This window comes from Streptomyces sp. Ag109_O5-1 (genome assembly GCF_003814875.1).
In the GTDB taxonomy this organism is placed as follows: domain Bacteria; phylum Actinomycetota; class Actinomycetes; order Streptomycetales; family Streptomycetaceae; genus Streptomyces; species Streptomyces sasae.
In genome coordinates this window covers 2,615,365-2,630,804 of sequence record NZ_RKQF01000001.1, presented here as the reverse complement: position 1 = coordinate 2,630,804, position 15,440 = coordinate 2,615,365, and the positions used below count along the sequence as shown (strand labels likewise).

At 70.8% G+C, this 15,440-nt stretch carries 10 protein-coding genes; 9 read left to right on the top strand and 1 reads right to left on the bottom strand.

Going from position 1 to position 15,440, the window contains the following annotated elements; translation table 11 throughout:
• Positions 1 to 17 precede the first annotated feature (17 nt).
• On the bottom strand, positions 18 to 1,592 hold the full coding sequence (locus tag EDD90_RS11760) for a Na+/H+ antiporter (protein WP_123972961.1): 1,575 nt from the start codon (positions 1,590 to 1,592) through the stop codon (positions 18 to 20).
• Between the two features lie 236 nt (positions 1,593 to 1,828).
• On the opposite strand from EDD90_RS11760, the gene EDD90_RS11755 reads away from it, so the two are divergent.
• The 9 genes from EDD90_RS11755 (at position 1,829) to EDD90_RS11715 (ending at position 15,430) form a co-directional block, all read left to right on the top strand.
• On the top strand, positions 1,829 to 4,324 hold the full coding sequence (locus EDD90_RS11755; RefSeq protein ID WP_123972960.1) for an ATP-binding protein: 2,496 nt from the start codon (positions 1,829 to 1,831) through the stop codon (positions 4,322 to 4,324).
• The gene (locus EDD90_RS11750; protein WP_123972959.1) at positions 4,324 to 5,115 is read left to right on the top strand and encodes a DUF4118 domain-containing protein; all 792 of its coding nucleotides are present in this window, start codon (positions 4,324 to 4,326) and stop codon (positions 5,113 to 5,115) included. The genes EDD90_RS11755 and EDD90_RS11750 overlap by 1 nt, the downstream gene beginning before the upstream one ends.
• A gap of 308 nt (positions 5,116 to 5,423) precedes the next feature.
• On the top strand, positions 5,424 to 7,265 hold the full coding sequence (locus tag EDD90_RS11745; RefSeq protein WP_123972958.1) for an APC family permease: 1,842 nt from the start codon (positions 5,424 to 5,426) through the stop codon (positions 7,263 to 7,265).
• 243 nt (positions 7,266 to 7,508) lie between these two features.
• Positions 7,509 to 7,598 (top strand): K(+)-transporting ATPase subunit F, encoded by a 90-nt coding sequence (gene kdpF / locus EDD90_RS11740; protein WP_016434100.1) that lies wholly within the window; start codon positions 7,509 to 7,511, stop codon positions 7,596 to 7,598.
• A gap of 8 nt (positions 7,599 to 7,606) precedes the next feature.
• Positions 7,607 to 9,271 (top strand): potassium-transporting ATPase subunit KdpA, encoded by a 1,665-nt coding sequence (kdpA, locus tag EDD90_RS11735; protein ID WP_123972957.1) that lies wholly within the window; start codon positions 7,607 to 7,609, stop codon positions 9,269 to 9,271.
• On the top strand, positions 9,268 to 11,394 hold the full coding sequence (kdpB, locus tag EDD90_RS11730; RefSeq protein ID WP_185149046.1) for a potassium-transporting ATPase subunit KdpB: 2,127 nt from the start codon (positions 9,268 to 9,270) through the stop codon (positions 11,392 to 11,394). Before kdpA ends, kdpB begins: the two co-directional genes overlap by 4 nt.
• A 5-nt stretch (positions 11,395 to 11,399) precedes the next feature.
• Positions 11,400 to 12,068 carry a potassium-transporting ATPase subunit C gene (locus EDD90_RS11725; RefSeq protein ID WP_123972956.1) on the top strand — a complete coding sequence of 223 codons (669 nt, stop codon included), beginning with the start codon at positions 11,400 to 11,402 and terminating at the stop codon, positions 12,066 to 12,068.
• Positions 12,069 to 12,201: 133 nt separating this feature from the next.
• Positions 12,202 to 12,885, top strand: coding sequence for a response regulator (locus EDD90_RS11720; RefSeq protein ID WP_123972955.1), 684 nt, complete (start codon positions 12,202 to 12,204; stop codon positions 12,883 to 12,885).
• A 1-nt stretch (position 12,886) separates the two neighbouring features.
• Entirely contained in the window at positions 12,887 to 15,430 is a 2,544-nt protein-coding gene (locus tag EDD90_RS11715; protein WP_123972954.1) for a sensor histidine kinase KdpD, read from the top strand.
• Positions 15,431 to 15,440 lie beyond the last annotated feature (10 nt).

Below are 15,440 nucleotides of genomic sequence, written 5' to 3'. Positions count from 1 at the left end.
AGGCTGGCCGAGTTCCGTCAGGCGTCCGTCAGCCGGGTCTCTTCGAGGTCCAGGGAGCGTTGCAGCCGGCGGCGGGTGGTGTCGCTGATGCGGTGGGTGTCGTACAGGCGCTGCAGTTCCGTCGTCTCCACGGCTATCAGGTCGCGGCGCAGCTGGCGGTAGACCAGGTCGGCCGACTCGGTCGGCGTGGCGGTGCCGTCGGTGTCGGCGAGGCGGTCGCGGGCGTCTTCGAGGCGGGCGGTCAGGCCCCGGCGGAGCCGGTCGAGGACGATCTCGGGTACTGCCTCCAGCTCCGCGAGCTCCTCCAGGCGGCCCAGACCGGCGTGGGCGAGACGGGAGCGGGCCTCGACCTCCTCGCGCTCGGTGTGGGCGGGCTCCAGCGCGATGCCGGAGCGGCGGACGACCGGGGCCAGGGTGAAGCCCTGCACGACCAGGGTGACGACCACGACCGAGGTGGTCAGCACGAGGACGAGCGGCCGGTCCGCCAGGGCGGTCCCGTCCTTCGCGATCTCCGGGATGGACAGGGCGGCGGCCAGCGGCATCACGCCCCGGGTGCCCGCCCAGGTCAGCACCATCGGCACCCGCCAGTTCATACGGCCCAGCGCGCCCCTGCGCTGCACGACCGCCGACAGCGGAGCGATCCACAGCAGCCGTACGGCGATGAGCGTGCCGGCCACCGCGAGGGCGTACAGGGGCCACGCCCGGTCGCCGTCGGCCAGGGCCCGCACCTCCGCGGGCAGTGCCAGGCCGATGAGGGAGAACACCACGCTCTCCAGCAGGAACACCACCGTGCCGTAGACCGCGTGCAGCTGGAGTCTTATGCGGGCGTTGGTGAGGCGGTCGCCGCGGCCGCCGAGGACCACGCCCGCGACCACGCACGAGGTCACGCCGGAGGTGTGCGCCGCCTCGGCCAGGAGATAGGCGGCGTACGGGGTGACCAGGGCGATCACCGTCTCCAGCACCGGGTCCTCGGTGCGCCGCCGGATCAGGGTGATCACTCCGGCCACCGCGGCGCCGATCAGGGTGCCGCCACCGGCCAGCACGAGGAACTGGCCGCCCGCCGCACCCCAGTCGGCTGCCGCGGAGGCCACCGCGATCCCGGCCGCCACCCGGACCAGCACCAGGGAGGTCGCGTCGTTGAACAGGCTCTCCGCCTGGACGAGCACCTGCACCCTCGGCGGCAGCGAGAGCCGCCGCCCCAGCGCGGTGACCGCCACCGGGTCGGTGCTGGCCAGGACCGCCCCCAGCACGAACGCCATCCGCCAGGACAGGGGCGTCACCCACACCGCGACCGCGCTCACGGCGGCGGCCGAGGCGAGCACCAGCCCTATGGCGAGGATCCCGACCGGCTTCCACACCGCGCGCAGCTCGCGCCAGGGCATGTCCTCCGCGCTCGCGTACAGCAGCGGCGGCAGCACGACCAGACCGATGATCTCGGGGCTGATCTCGATCTGCGGGGTGCCCGGCAGCAGGGCCACCGCGAGACCGGCGACGACCAGCAGGGAGGGGGCCGGGATGCGCCAACGGCGGGCGAAAGTGGCGACCACCGTGGCCAGTACCACGAGGGCGAGAACCGTTCCGACGCTGCGCATGCCGTCCCCCTGGGGCCCAACAGGAGCCACCATGGCTCCCGGCCGACCAGACTTCCCGGCACACCTGTTCCCACCCTATCGGGCCGGCTCACGTCAAGACAGTGTCAAGGTCCCCGGGAACGCCGCCAAGGAAGCGCTAACAACCGCGCCGACCGGCCCGCTAGGGGGCTTCCTTGGGAGGGAGAGACCCCTGTGGTCAGGGGAGTTGATCCAGTGAGCGGAGCGCGTCGGCGGCGATGAGTGACGTACGGCCCGGACGACTGAAGGTCTACCTCGGGGCGGCCCCGGGAGTCGGCAAGACCTACCGCATGCTCGACGAGGGGCGGCGCCGCGCCGCTCGCGGGGCGGACGTGGTGGTGGGGTTCGCGGAGTGCCACGGGCGGCCGCGCACGGAGGCGATGCTCGACGGCCTGGAGACCGTCTCCCGCACGTCCTGCACCTACCGCGGCGGACGGTTCGAGGAGATGGACCTCGCCGCGCTGCTCGCCCGGTGCCCCCAGGTGGCGATCGTCGACGAGTTCGCGCACAGCAACGTCCCGGGAGAGGGCCGCAACCCCAAACGCTGGCAGGACATCGAGGCGCTCCTCGACGCCGGCATCGACGTCGTCACCGCGCTGAACATCCAGCACCTGGAGTCCCTCAACGACGTGGTCGAGAAGATCACCGGGGTACCGCAGCACGAGACGGTGCCCGACGACGTCGTCCGGCGCGCCGAGCAGATCGAGCTGGTGGACATGCCCCCCGACGGGCTGCGCCGCCGGATGGCGCACGGCAACATCTACACCCCCGAGAAGATCGACGCGGCCCTGGCCAACTACTTCCGGCCCGGAAACCTCACCGCTCTGCGGCAGTTGGCACTGCTGTGGACGGCCGACCGGGTCGACGAGGCACTGCAGGAGTACCGCTCGCAGCACGGCATCGGCAGGGTGTGGGAGACCCGGGAGCGGGTCGTGGTCGCCCTGACCGGCGGTCCGGAGGGCGGCACACTCGTACGACGGGCCGCGCGCATCGCCGATCGGTCGGCGGGCGGTGACCTGCTCGCCGTGCACGTGGCCCGGAGCGACGGGCTCGCGGCGGGCGTCTCGCACGCCTCGCTGGCCCGGCAGCGCCGGCTCGTCGAGGACCTCGGGGGCAGCTACCACTCGGTGGTCGGCGACGACGTGGCCACCGCCCTGGTGGAGTTCGCGCGCGCCGAGAACGCCACCCAGCTCGTCCTCGGCACCAGCCGCCGCGGTCGGCTGGCCCGGTTCCTGACCGGGCCCGGCACGGGGGAGACCGTCACCGAGCTGTCCGGCGACATCGACGTCCACCGGGTCACCCATGAACGCGCCGGCCGAGGCACGCTCCTGCCCTCGCGGCGGCGCACCCTGTCCACGGCCCGGCTGATCGCCGGTCCGGTGACCGGCCTGGTGCTGCCCGTGCTGCTCACGGTCGTCCTCGCCCAGCTGCGGGGGACCCTGAACCTGACCAGCGAGGCCCTGCTGTTCCTGCTCGCCGTGGTGGGCGTGGCCTGCATAGGCGGGGTCACCTCGGCGGTGATCGCCTCCGTGACGGCGTCCCTGCTGCTCAACTACTGGTTCATCCCGCCCATCGGCGCCTTCACCCTCGACGATCCGAACGCCCTGCTCGCCCTCGCGGTGTTCGCGGTGGTGGCCGCCATAGTGGCCGCCGTGGTGGACCGGTCGCTCCGCCTGTCACGCCGCTCCGCCCGCGCGACGGCCGAGGCGGAGACCATGTCGTCCCTGGCCGGCAGCATCGTGCGCGGGGAAGCGACCATCCCCGCCCTGCTGGAGCGCACCCGCGAGACGTTCGGCATGGAATCGGTGGAGCTGGTGGACGAGCCGCCCGAGGACACGGGCGTGACGGCCGTTCCCGCCGGTCCCGGCGCCTGGCTGGCGCTGCGGGGCCGCACACTCTCGTCGTCCGAGCGGCGGGTGCTGGCCGCGTTCGCCGCGCACGTCGGTTCCGCGGTCGAACGGGCCCGGCTCGCCGCGGCCGCCGCCGAGGTGGAGCCGGTCAAGGCCGCCGACCGGCTGCGTACGGCACTGCTGCGGGCCGTCGGCCACGACCTGCGCACCCCGCTCGCCGCGGGCTGGGCGGCGGTCACCTCGCTGCGCAGCCGTGACGTCGAGTTCTCCGCGGAGGACCGGGACGAACTCCTCGCCACCGCCGACGAGTCCATGGCCAAGCTCAACCGGCTGGTGGAGAACCTCCTCGACCTCAGCCGCCTGGAGGCGGGGGTCCTGCCCCTGAACCTCCGGGCCACCTCACTGGAAGAGGTCCTCCCGATGGCACTCACGGACGTCCCCGACGTGCACGTGGCGGACCTGGAGGCGATCCCGGCGGTGCTGGCCGACCCGCCGCTGCTGGAACGGGTGATCGCCAACCTGGTCGGCAACGCCGCCCGCCACACACCGGCGGGCAAGAAGGTGCTGGTGACCGCCAGCGCCCTGGCCGGCCGGGTGGAGCTGCGGATCGTGGACCGGGGGCCCGGCCTGCCGGCAGTGGGCCGGGATCGTCTCTTCGAGCCCTTCCAGCGACTCGGTGACACCGACAACACGACCGGCCTCGGCCTCGGACTCGCCCTCGCCCGCGGCCTGACCGAAGCCATGAACGGCACCCTCGGCCCCGAGGACACACCCGGCGGCGGCCTCACGATGGTGGTGTCGCTGCCGTTCGCTCCCCGGGCCCTGAGCGCCGTACCGACCGAGCAGAGCGCAGGAGGTGCGTGATGAGCACAGTGACCGGTACCGGTACCTGGAAACTGCACCGTGGGGGAGGAACCCCGGCCACGCCGTGGACCTGGCCCCTGCGGGACCGGCTCGCCCTGGCGGCGGGACTGTTCGCCCCCTTCCTGGCGAGCCTCGCGCTGGTCCCCTTCCGCGCGAGCGTGTCGCACACCAATGCCGCACTGGTCCTCGTGGTGGTCGTCGTCGCGGTGGCCGCGCTGGGCAGTCGTACGGCAGGTGTGGTGGCCGCGTTGTCGACGGGAGCCTGGTTCGACTTCTTCCTCACACGGCCGTACGAGACCTTCGGCATCACCTCCTCGACGGACATCGCGACGGCGGTCCTGCTGCTGGCCGTCGGCCTGATCGTGTCCCAACTGGCCGCCCGGGCCCGCCGCCTGGAGGTGATCACAGTCACGGACGCCGCACACCTCGCGCGTATCCACCGCGTCGCGGCCCTCGACGCGGACACCGTGGTCGACGAGGTCCGCCGCGAACTCACCGAACTGCTCGGCCTGGACGCCTGCCGCTTCGAGTACGGCACCCTGCTGGGACAGCCGCCTCGGCTGCGGGACGACGGCAGCGTGACGGTCGGCAGGCGCACCTGGGACGTGGACGCCGAAGGCTGGCCCGAGGGCCGGATCGAGCTGCGCGTCCACGGCAACACCCGCTACCTCGGCCGCTTCATGCTCACCCCGGGGCCGGGCCCCGTACCCCCGCTCCAGGCCCGGCTGGTCGCGGCCACCCTGGCCGACCAGACGGGCGCCGCCCTGGACACGTCGGGACCGGCCACCTGAGCGAGCCGGCCCGGGGCTCATTCCAGACCGGAAGCCTTGAACAGGGCGCGGGCGGTCTCCTGCTCCCTCCCCGGCACCGTCCGGCCCGTCCGCTCGCCCATCGAGCGGTTCTGTGTGTGCGTCGCCCGGATGACGGCCGAGTCAGGCCGCCCGCAGCCCGGACCGTCAAGATCCCGTCAGATTCGGCCGCTCGGGCGCGAAGAAGCCGCCAGGAAAAGCCGGACGGCGCGGGAAAGGGACAGAACCTGGGGGCAACCGTGCACCCCTGGGCCCTGGTGCGCGGCCGAACCACGAAGGAGCGCGCACCCATGACCGTCCTGACCACCGCGCCGGGCGCCGTCCCCGCCGATGCGGAGCCGCCCGATACCGGCGAGCGCCACCGCCTGACCGCCGTCACCGGCCTCGCCGCGCTGTCGCTGGACGCGATGGCGTCCGTGGCGTACGGGCCGGAGGCGATCGTGCTGGTGCTGGCCGCCGCCGGTGCGCACGGCCTCGGCTTCACGCTGCCCGTCACCCTGGCCATCGCGGCCCTGCTGGCCGTACTGGTCGCCTCGTACCGGCAGGTCATCGCGGCCTTCCCGGACGGCGGCGGTTCGTACGCCGTCGCGCGGACGCACCTGGGTGCACGGACCAGTCTGGTCGCGGCGGCCTCGCTGGTGCTGGACTACGTCCTCAACGTGGCCGTCGCCGTCACCGCCGGCGTGGCCGCGCTGACGTCCGCCTTCCCGGCGTTGTACGACGACCGGCTGTGGCTGTGTCTGGTGGTGCTGGCGCTGATCACGGGCGTCAATCTGCGCGGGATCGTGGAGTCGGCGAAGGCGTTCATCGTGCCGACCGTCGTGTTCGTCGGATCGATCTTCGTGCTCATCGTCGTCGGTCTGTTCCGCTCCCACCCGGTGAGCACGGCGACCGCGGCCGGGCATGCCTCGGTCGTCGCGGACAACGCCTCCACCGTGGGCGCCCTGCTCCTGCTGAAAGCTTTCGCCTCTGGTTGTGCCGCGCTCACGGGCGTGGAGGCCATAGCCAACGCGGTGCCCTCCTTCCGCCGCTCCCGAGTCAGGCGGGCCCAGCGGGCGGAGGTGGCGCTCGGCGCCGTACTCGGTCTGATGCTCATCGGCCTGTCGGTGCTCATCGGCCGATTCCACCTCCAGCCGGTCGAGGGCGTCACCGTCCTCGCCCAGCTCGCGGACGCCTCCCTCGGCCACAACTGGGCTTTCTACGTCATCCAGTTCGCGACCATGATCCTGCTCGCGCTGTCCGCGAACACCTCCTTCGGTGGTCTGCCCGTACTGCTGAAACTGCTCGCCCGCGACAACTACGCACCGCACGTCTTCGCCCTGAAGGCCGACCGTCAGGTGCACCGGCACGGCGTGCTCGCCCTGGCCGCGGTCTCGGCCGCGCTCCTGGTGTTCTCCGGCGGCGACACCAACACCCTGGTGCCGCTCTTCGCGATCGGCGTCTTCGTCGGCTTCACCATCGCCCAGGTCGGCATGGTCAGACACTGGCGGCTGGAACGCGGCCGGGGATGGCGCGGCAAGGCGCTGCTCAACGGCTCCGGTGCCCTTCTCACCGGCGTGGCGACCGTCGTCGTCGCCGCGTCGAAATTCGAAGAGGGCGCATGGCTGATCGTGATCACGCTCCCGCTGCTCGTCGTCGCCTTCGAGACCGTCCACCGGGCCTACGGCAGGATCAGCGAGCGCCTGGGCCTCGGCCGCATACCCGAGACCCCGTACCGCGAGCGCTCGCTGGTGATCGTCCCCGTCTCGTCGATCTCCCGTCTGACATCGGAGGCCCTGACCGCGGCCGCCTCCCTCGGTGACGAGGTCCGCGCGGTGACCGTCTGCTACCCCGATCCCGAGGACCGGGCCCAGATACACGCCCTGGAGCGCGCCTGGGCGGAGTGGGACCCCGGGGTGCCGCTGGTACGGCTGAGCTGTGCGCGGCGCACGCTGGGCCGCCCCATCGCCGCGTACGTCCGTGAGACGGCCGCCACCGAGCCGGCCACCCGGGTGACCGTGCTGATCCCTGAGGCGGAGCCCGGGCGGCTGTGGCAGCGGCTGCTGCAGAACCAGCGGGGCGCGGTGGTCGCGCATGCCGTGCGCCGGGAGACCGACGCGGTGATCTGCCGGCTGCGGTTCCACCTGTTCTGATTCCGGCACCGGCTGCGACCTGCGTGATCGTCCCGCCGTAAGAGTCCCGTCAAAGCCGTGTGGGTCGCCGTAAGGGAGCCGTCAACGGCGGTCGATTCCGGCCAGGGAGGCGGTTTGCTCTAACCGTCCGAGTCCGTTTCGAACCTCACTCCAGGAGTTCACGATGGCCGATCTGGCCTTCGTCGTCACCGTGCTCGCGGGCTTCGCGCTGGTGGCTCTCGTCGCCAAGGGGGTGACGAAGCTGTGACCGCCGAGAACATCGTCGGCCTGGTCGTGGCCGTCGCCCTGCTGGGCTATCTCGTCCTCGCCCTGATCTTCCCGGAGAGGTTCTGAGACACGTCATGGGTCCCGTAACCGCCGCCGTGCTCCAGCTCGCCGCGCTCATAGGCGCGCTGGCGCTCTGCTACATACCCTTCGGCAACTACATGGCCAAGGTCTACTCCTCCGACAAGCACTGGCGCGTCGAGAGGTGGATCTACAGGGGCATCGGCGCCGATCCCGACACGGAGATGCGCTGGCCCGCCTATCTGCGCGGAGTGCTCGCCTTCTCGTTCGTCGGTGTCCTCTTCCTCTATCTCCTGCAGCGGCTGCAGGGCGTGCTGCCCGGCTCGCTCGGCTTCTCCTCGGTCAATCCGGCGCAGTCGTTCAACACGGCCGTCTCGTTCGTGACGAACACGAACTGGCAGTCGTACTACGGCGAGCAGACCATGGGTCACGTCGTGCAGACCGCCGGTCTGGCCGTGCAGAACTTCGTCTCCGCCGCCGTCGGTATCGCGGTCGCGGTCGCGCTCGTGCGCGGGTTCGCGCGCTCGCGCACCGGTGAGATCGGCAACTTCTGGTCCGACCTGGTGCGCGGCACGATCCGTATCCTGGTGCCGTTCGCCGCCGTCGCCGCGATCGTCCTGGTGGCCTGTGGTGCGATCCAGAACTTCTCCGGGATCCACGAGGTCGGCCAGTTCATGGGCGGCTCGCAGCAGTGGAACGGCGGGGCGGTCGCCTCGCAGGAGGCGATCAAGGAGTTCGGTACGAACGGCGGCGGTTACTTCAACGCCAACTCCGCCCACCCCTTCGAGAACCCCACCCCGTTCACGAACCTGTTCGAGATCTTCCTGATCCTGCTGATTCCGTTCGCGTTGACCCGGACCTTCGGTGTGATGGTCGGCTCGGTGAAGCAGGGCTACGCGATCCTCGCCGCCATGGGCGCCATCTGGCTGGGCTTCGTGGCGCTGATGATGTGGACGGAGTTCGCCCACCACGGCCCGGCGCTCCAGCTCGCGGGCGGCGCGTACGAGGGCAAGGAGGTCCGCTTCGGTATCGGCGGCTCGTCGATCTTCGCGGTGTCGACCACCTTGACGTCGACGGGTGCGGTGGACTCCTTCCACTCCTCCTTCACCGGCCTCGGCGGCGGGATCACGCTGCTCAGCATGATGCTGGGCGAGATCGCGCCCGGCGGTACCGGCTCCGGCCTCTACGGCATCCTGATCATGGCGGTCATCGCGGTGTTCATCGCCGGTCTGATGGTGGGCCGTACGCCCGAGTACCTGGGCAAGAAGATCGGTGCGCGTGAGATCAAGCTGTCGGCGATCTACATCCTGATCACCCCGGCGCTCGCGCTCGTCTTCGCGGCCGCGTCGATGGCCCTGCCGACCCCGCCGCACTCGATGCTGAACTCGGGTGCGCACGGGTTCTCCGAGGTGCTGTACGCCTTCACCTCGGCGGCGAACAACAACGGCTCGGCGTTCGCCGGTCTGAACGCGAACACCGACTGGTACAACACCATGACCGGACTCGCGATGCTGTTCGGCCGCTTCCTGCCGATGGTGTTCGTGCTGGCGCTGGCCGGCTCGCTCGCCGAGCAGCGGCCCGTCCCGGCCACGGCCGGCACCCTGCGCACCGAGAAGCCGCTGTTCACCGGCCTGCTGGTCGGCGCGGTCCTGATCATCACCGGTCTGACCTACTTCCCGGCGCTGGCGCTGGGCCCGCTGGCCGAGGGGCTGGCGTCATGACCACCCGAACGGAAGCCCACGAGGACACCATGTCCACTCCCACCCTTGCGCCCCACCAGGACGCGCCCACCGGGCACAAGCCGGCCGAAGGCCGTGTCGGCGCGGGCCTGTTCGATCCCAAGCAGCTGGTCAGGTCCCTTCCCGAGGCCTGCCGCAAGCTGGACCCGCGGGTGATGGTCAAGTCGCCCGTGATGTTCGTGGTGTGGGTCGGCTCGATCCTGACCACCGTCTTCTCCTTCAAGGACCCGGGCGACTGGTTCGGCTGGGCGATCAGTGCCTGGCTGTGGCTGACGGTGATCTTCGCGAACCTCGCGGAGGCGGTCGCCGAGGGACGCGGCAAGGCCCAGGCCGACACCCTGCGCAAGGCCAAGACCGACACCGTCGCCCGCCGCCTGGTGGGTGACAGCGAGGAGCAGGTGCCGGGGACCGAGCTGAGGATCGGTGACCTGGTCGTCTGCGAGGCCGGTGACATCATCCCCGGTGACGGTGACGTCATCGAGGGCGTCGCCTCGGTCGACGAGTCGGCGATCACCGGTGAGTCGGCTCCCGTCATCCGCGAGTCCGGCGGCGACCGCTCCGCGGTGACGGGTGGTACGAAGGTCCTCTCCGACCGGATCGTCATCAAGATCACGACGAAGCCGGGCGAGACCTTCATCGACCGGATGATCAGCCTGGTCGAGGGCGCGGCCCGGCAGAAGACCCCGAACGAGATCGCCCTCAACATCCTGTTGGCGTCCTTGACGATCGTCTTCCTGCTGGCCGTCGCCACCCTGCCGCCGTTCGCGGACTTCGCGGGCACCCATCTGACGATGGTCGTGCTGGTCGCCCTCCTGGTCTGCCTCATCCCGACGACGATCGGCGCGCTGCTGTCGGCGATCGGTATCGCGGGTATGGACCGGCTGGTGCAGCGCAACGTCCTGGCGATGTCGGGCCGTGCGGTCGAGGCCGCCGGTGACGTCTCCACGCTGCTGCTCGACAAGACCGGCACCATCACCCTCGGCAACCGGCAGGCCTCCGAGTTCGTGCCGGTCAGCGGTACGACGGAGGCCGAGGTGGCCGATGCCGCCCAGCTCTCCTCGCTGGCCGACGAGACCCCCGAGGGCCGCTCCATCGTCGTACTGGCGAAGGAGAAGTACGGGCTGCGGGAGCGGCACCAGGGCGAGCTGGCGCACGCCGAGTGGATCGCCTTCACCGCCCAGACCCGGATGTCGGGCGTGGACGTCGACGGCCGCAAGATCCGCAAGGGCGCGGCCGGATCGGTCATCGCCTGGGTCCAGGAGCAGGGCGGCACCGTCGCCGAGGACGCGGACACGCTCGCGGCCGCCATCTCGCAGGCGGGCGGCACCCCGCTCCTCGTCGCGGTCGAGGACGCCGAGGGCGCCCGGATCCTGGGTGTCATCCATCTCAAGGACGTCGTCAAGGACGGCATGCGGGAGCGGTTCGACGAGCTGCGCCGGATGGGCATCAAGACCGTGATGATCACGGGTGACAACCCGCTGACCGCCAGGGCGATCGCCGAGGAGGCGGGTGTCGACGACTTCCTCGCCGAGGCCACCCCCGAGGACAAGATGGCCCTCATCAAGCGGGAGCAGGCGGGCGGCAAGCTGGTCGCGATGACCGGCGACGGCACCAACGACGCCCCCGCCCTCGCGCAGGCGGACGTCGGCGTGGCGATGAACACGGGCACGTCGGCCGCCAAGGAGGCCGGCAACATGGTCGACCTCGACTCCAACCCGACCAAGCTCATCGAGATCGTCGAGATCGGCAAGCAGCTCCTCATCACCCGGGGTGCGCTGACCACGTTCTCCATCGCCAACGACGTCGCGAAGTACTTCGCGATCATCCCGGCGCTGTTCGCGGCCGTCTACCCGGGCCTGGACAAGCTCAACATCATGGGCCTGTCCTCACCCGACTCCGCGATCCTGTCGGCCGTCATCTTCAACGCGCTGATCATCGTCGCGCTGGTGCCGCTCTCCCTCAAGGGCGTGCAGTACCGGCCGGTCAGCGCCGACAAGATGCTGCGCCGGAACCTGACGATCTACGGCATCGGCGGACTGATCGCCCCGTTCATCGGCATCAAGATCATCGACCTGCTCATCTCCCTCATCCCCGGAATCGGCTGATCGCCATGAACAACTCCGTTACGAACACAGCCCGGTTGCTGGGTGCGGGCCTGCGGGCGCTGCTCGTGCTGACCCTGGTGACCGGTGTCATCTACCCGCTGGTCGTCACCGGCATCGCCCAGGCCGCGTTCCACGACAAGGCGAACGGCTCCGAGATCAAGTCGGAGGGGAAGGTGGCCGGTTCGTCCCTGATCGGGCAGTCGTACGACCTGCCGCTGAAGAAGGGGCAGCAGACGCCGGACGCGGACCTGCAGTGGTTCCAGGGCCGTCCGGCCAACGGGCTCGGCAGCAACAGCGTCAACACCCAGTACAAGCTGATCCTCTCGGGTGCGACCAACCTCTCCGCCGACAGCAAGGTGCTGATCCAGCAGGTCAAGGACGCCAAGGCCGCCGTCGTCAAGGACAACTCGGTACCCGGCTACACGGTCAAGCCCTCCCAGGTGCCGGCCGACGCCGTCACCTCCTCCGGCTCCGGCCTGGACCCGGACATCTCCCCGGCCTACGCCGAGCTCCAGGTCCACCGGGTCGCCGCGATGAACAACCTCTCCGTGGCCCAGGTGGAGAAGCTGGTGAAGGACCACACCGACGGCCGCACCCTCGGCTTCATCGGCGAGCCCCGGGTGAACGTCCTCGAACTCAACATCGCGCTCAAGGACCTTCTGGCGAAGCACTGATGGGATGACGTGACACACACGGGAGTTGGCGGCCGGGAGCGTTCCTGGACCCGCCGACTCCCGTCCCCGCACAGTCGGTTGCCTCGCGTTCGGCGCCCTTCGGCCCGACGTACGAAAGGAAGGGCACACACCCATGACCCGGGTGCTCGTGGTGGAGGACGACCCGCAGCTCGTACGGGCCCTCGTCATCAACCTGCAGGCACGCAAGTACGGCGTCGACGCCGCCCCGGACGGCGCCACCGCCCTGCGGCTCGCCGCTGCCCGCCAGCCCGACGTGGTGATGCTCGACCTCGGTCTGCCCGACATGGACGGCATCGACGTCATCAAGGCGCTGCGCGGCTGGACCCGGGTGCCGGTCCTCGTCCTGTCCGCCCGTCAGGCGTCCGACGAGAAGGTCGCCGCGCTCGACGCGGGCGCCGACGACTACATCACCAAGCCGTTCAGCATGGACGAACTCCTCGCCCGGCTGCGCGCGGCCGTCCGTCGTAACGAGGACGCTCCGCTGGTTCCGGAGACGACACTGGTCGAGACCGGGGAATTCAGCATCGACCTGCTCGCCAAGAAGGTCGTACGGGGCGGACGGGACGTACGGCTGACCCCGACCGAATGGCATCTGCTGGAGATCCTGGTGACCAACCCGGGCCGGCTGATCACGCAGAAGTACCTCCTGCAGGAGGTCTGGGGCGTTTCACAGAGCAACAAGACCAACTACCTGCGGGTATACATGGCCCAGTTGCGCCGCAAGCTGGAGACGGACCCCGCCCACCCCCGTTATCTGATCACCGAGCCCGGCATGGGCTACCGCTTCGAAGGATGACATGGCACGCGGAAAGCTCCGGATCTACCTCGGCGCCGCACCCGGCGTCGGCAAGACCTACGCCATGCTCTCCGAGGCCCACCGCAGGGTCGAACGGGGCACCGACTGCGTCGTCGCGTTCGTGGAGCACCACCACCGGCCTCGTACCGAAGTGATGCTGCACGGTCTGGAGGAGATCCCGCGGAAGGAGATCGAGTACCGCGACAGCACCTTCACCGAGATGGACGTGGACGTCGTCCTGCGGCGCGCTCCCGCCGTCGCCCTCGTGGACGAGCTCGCCCACACGAACATTCCCGGCTCGCGCAACGCCAAGCGCTGGCAGGACGTGGAGGAGTTGCTCGCGGCCGGCATCGACGTCGTCTCGACCGTCAACATCCAGCACCTGGAGTCCCTCGGCGACGTCGTGGAGTCCATCACGGGAGTGCGGCAGCGCGAGACCGTCCCGGACGAGGTCGTCCGGCGCGCGGATCAGATCGAGCTCGTCGACATGTCCCCGGAGGCCCTGCGCCGTCGTATGGCGCACGGCAACATCTACAAGCCCGACAAGGTCGACGCGGCCCTGTCCAACTACTTCCGGCCCGGAAACCTGACCGCCCTGCGCGAACTCGCCCTGCTCTGGGTGGCTGACCGGGTGGACGCGTATCTGACCGAGTACCGCAGCGCGCACCATGTCTCGACGATCTGGGGCTCACGGGAGCGGATCGTGGTCGGTCTGACCGGCGGTCCCGAGGGAAGCACCCTCATCCGCCGGGCGGCGCGGCTGGCCGAGAAGGGCGCCGGCGGTGAGGTGCTGGCCGTCTACATATCGCGCAGCGACGGGCTGACCTCCGCCTCCCCGAAGGAACTCGCCGTCCAGCGCACGCTGGTGGAGGATCTCGGCGGTACCTTCCACCAGGTCGTCGGCGACGATGTCTCCGTCGCGCTGCTGGACTTCGCACGCGGGGTGAACGCCACCCAGATCGTCCTCGGCGTCTCCCGGCGCCGCAGCTGGCAGTACGTCTTCGGGCCGGGCGTCGGCGCCACAGTCGCCCGGGAGTCGGGTCCGGATCTGGACGTCCATCTGATCACGCATGACGAGGCGGGCAAGGGCCGCGGACTGCCGGTGGCGCGCGGAGCGCGTCTGGGGCGGAACCGTGTCGTCTGGGGCTGGCTCGTCGGTGTGCTCGGTCCGGTCCTGCTGACCTGGCTGCTCACCAGCGCCACCCCGAGCGTCGGCCTCGCCAACGACATGCTGCTGTACCTCACCCTGACGGTGGCGGCGGCCCTGGTGGGCGGTCTCGCCCCGGCGCTGGCGTCCGCGGTCGTGGGCTCCCTGCTGCTCAACTGGTACTTCACCCCGCCCGTCCACACCCTGACGATCGCCGACCCGAAGAACATCGTCGCCATAGCCATCTTCGTGGGCGTCGCCGTGTCCGTGGCCTCGGTGGTGGACCTCGCCGCCCGGCGCACCCACCAGGCGGCCCGGCTGCGCGCCGAGTCCGAGATCCTGTCCTTCCTCGCGGGCAACGTCCTGCGCGGCGAGACCAGTCTGGAGGAGCTGCTGGAGCGGGTCCGGGAGACCTTCGGCATGGAGTCGGCCGCTCTGCTGGAGCGGGCCGGCGAGACGGATCCGTGGACCTGCGCGGGCAGCGTGGGCCCTTGCCCCTGCCAGGACCCCGACGACGCCGATGTCGACGTGCCGGTCGGCGACCACATGTCCCTGGCGCTGTCAGGACGCGTGCTGCCGGCCGCCGACCGCCGGGTGCTCGCCGCGTTCGCCGCCCAGGCCGCCGTCGTACTGGACCGGCAGCGGCTCCAGCAGGAGGCCGGCCAGGCCAGGGAACTGGCCGAGGGCAACCGGATCCGCACCGCGTTGCTGGCCGCCGTGAGCCACGACCTGCGCACCCCGTTGGCCGGGATCAAGGCGGCGGTCACCTCGTTGCGTTCGGACGACGTGGAGTGGTCCGAGGAGGACCGGGCGGAGCTGCTGGAGGCCATAGAGGAGGGGGCGGACCGGCTCGACCATCTCGTGGGCAACCTCCTCGACATGTCCCGGCTCCAGACCGGTACCGTCACGCCGATCCTCCGCGAGACCGACCTCGACGAGGTCGTCCCGATGGCACTCGGCGGGGTGCCCGAGGACAGCGTGGAGCTGGACATCCCGGAGACGCTGCCCATGGTGCGCGTGGACCGGGGGCTGCTGGAGCGGGCCGTCGCCAACGTCGTCGAGAACGCGGTCAAGTACAGCCCGCCGGGGGAGAAGGTCCTGGTCTCGGCCAGCGCCATCGCGGACCGGGTCGAGGTGCGGGTCGTGGACCGTGGACCCGGCGTCCCCGACGACGCCAAGGACCGCATCTTCGAGCCCTTCCAGCGCTACGGCGACTCTCCGCGCGGCAACGGCGTCGGCCTCGGCCTCGCGGTCGCCCGCGGCTTCGCGGAGGCCGTGGGCGGCACCCTGAGCGCCGAGGACACCCCCGGCGGCGGTCTCACGATGGTGCTCAGCGTGCCGACGGCACCGCAGCGCCGGACGGAGCAGCCGGACCTGCCGGCCGCGGCCACCTCCTGACCGGCGGGCC

What these genes read in the sequence shown, in the direction of transcription:
- EDD90_RS11760 (WP_123972961.1), bottom strand. Translation starts at nt 1,592, where the DNA reads ATGCGCAGCGTCGGAACGGTTCTCGCCCTCGTGGTACTGGCCACGGTG.
- EDD90_RS11755 (WP_123972960.1), top strand. Translation starts at nt 1,829, where the DNA reads ATGAGTGACGTACGGCCCGGACGACTGAAGGTCTACCTCGGGGCGGCC.
- EDD90_RS11750 (WP_123972959.1), top strand. Translation starts at nt 4,324, where the DNA reads ATGAGCACAGTGACCGGTACCGGTACCTGGAAACTGCACCGTGGGGGA.
- EDD90_RS11745 (WP_123972958.1), top strand. Translation starts at nt 5,424, where the DNA reads ATGACCGTCCTGACCACCGCGCCGGGCGCCGTCCCCGCCGATGCGGAG.
- kdpA (WP_123972957.1), top strand. Translation starts at nt 7,607, where the DNA reads ATGGGTCCCGTAACCGCCGCCGTGCTCCAGCTCGCCGCGCTCATAGGC.
- kdpB (WP_185149046.1), top strand. Translation starts at nt 9,268, where the DNA reads ATGACCACCCGAACGGAAGCCCACGAGGACACCATGTCCACTCCCACC.
- EDD90_RS11725 (WP_123972956.1), top strand. Translation starts at nt 11,400, where the DNA reads ATGAACAACTCCGTTACGAACACAGCCCGGTTGCTGGGTGCGGGCCTG.
- EDD90_RS11720 (WP_123972955.1), top strand. Translation starts at nt 12,202, where the DNA reads ATGACCCGGGTGCTCGTGGTGGAGGACGACCCGCAGCTCGTACGGGCC.
- EDD90_RS11715 (WP_123972954.1), top strand. Translation starts at nt 12,887, where the DNA reads ATGGCACGCGGAAAGCTCCGGATCTACCTCGGCGCCGCACCCGGCGTC.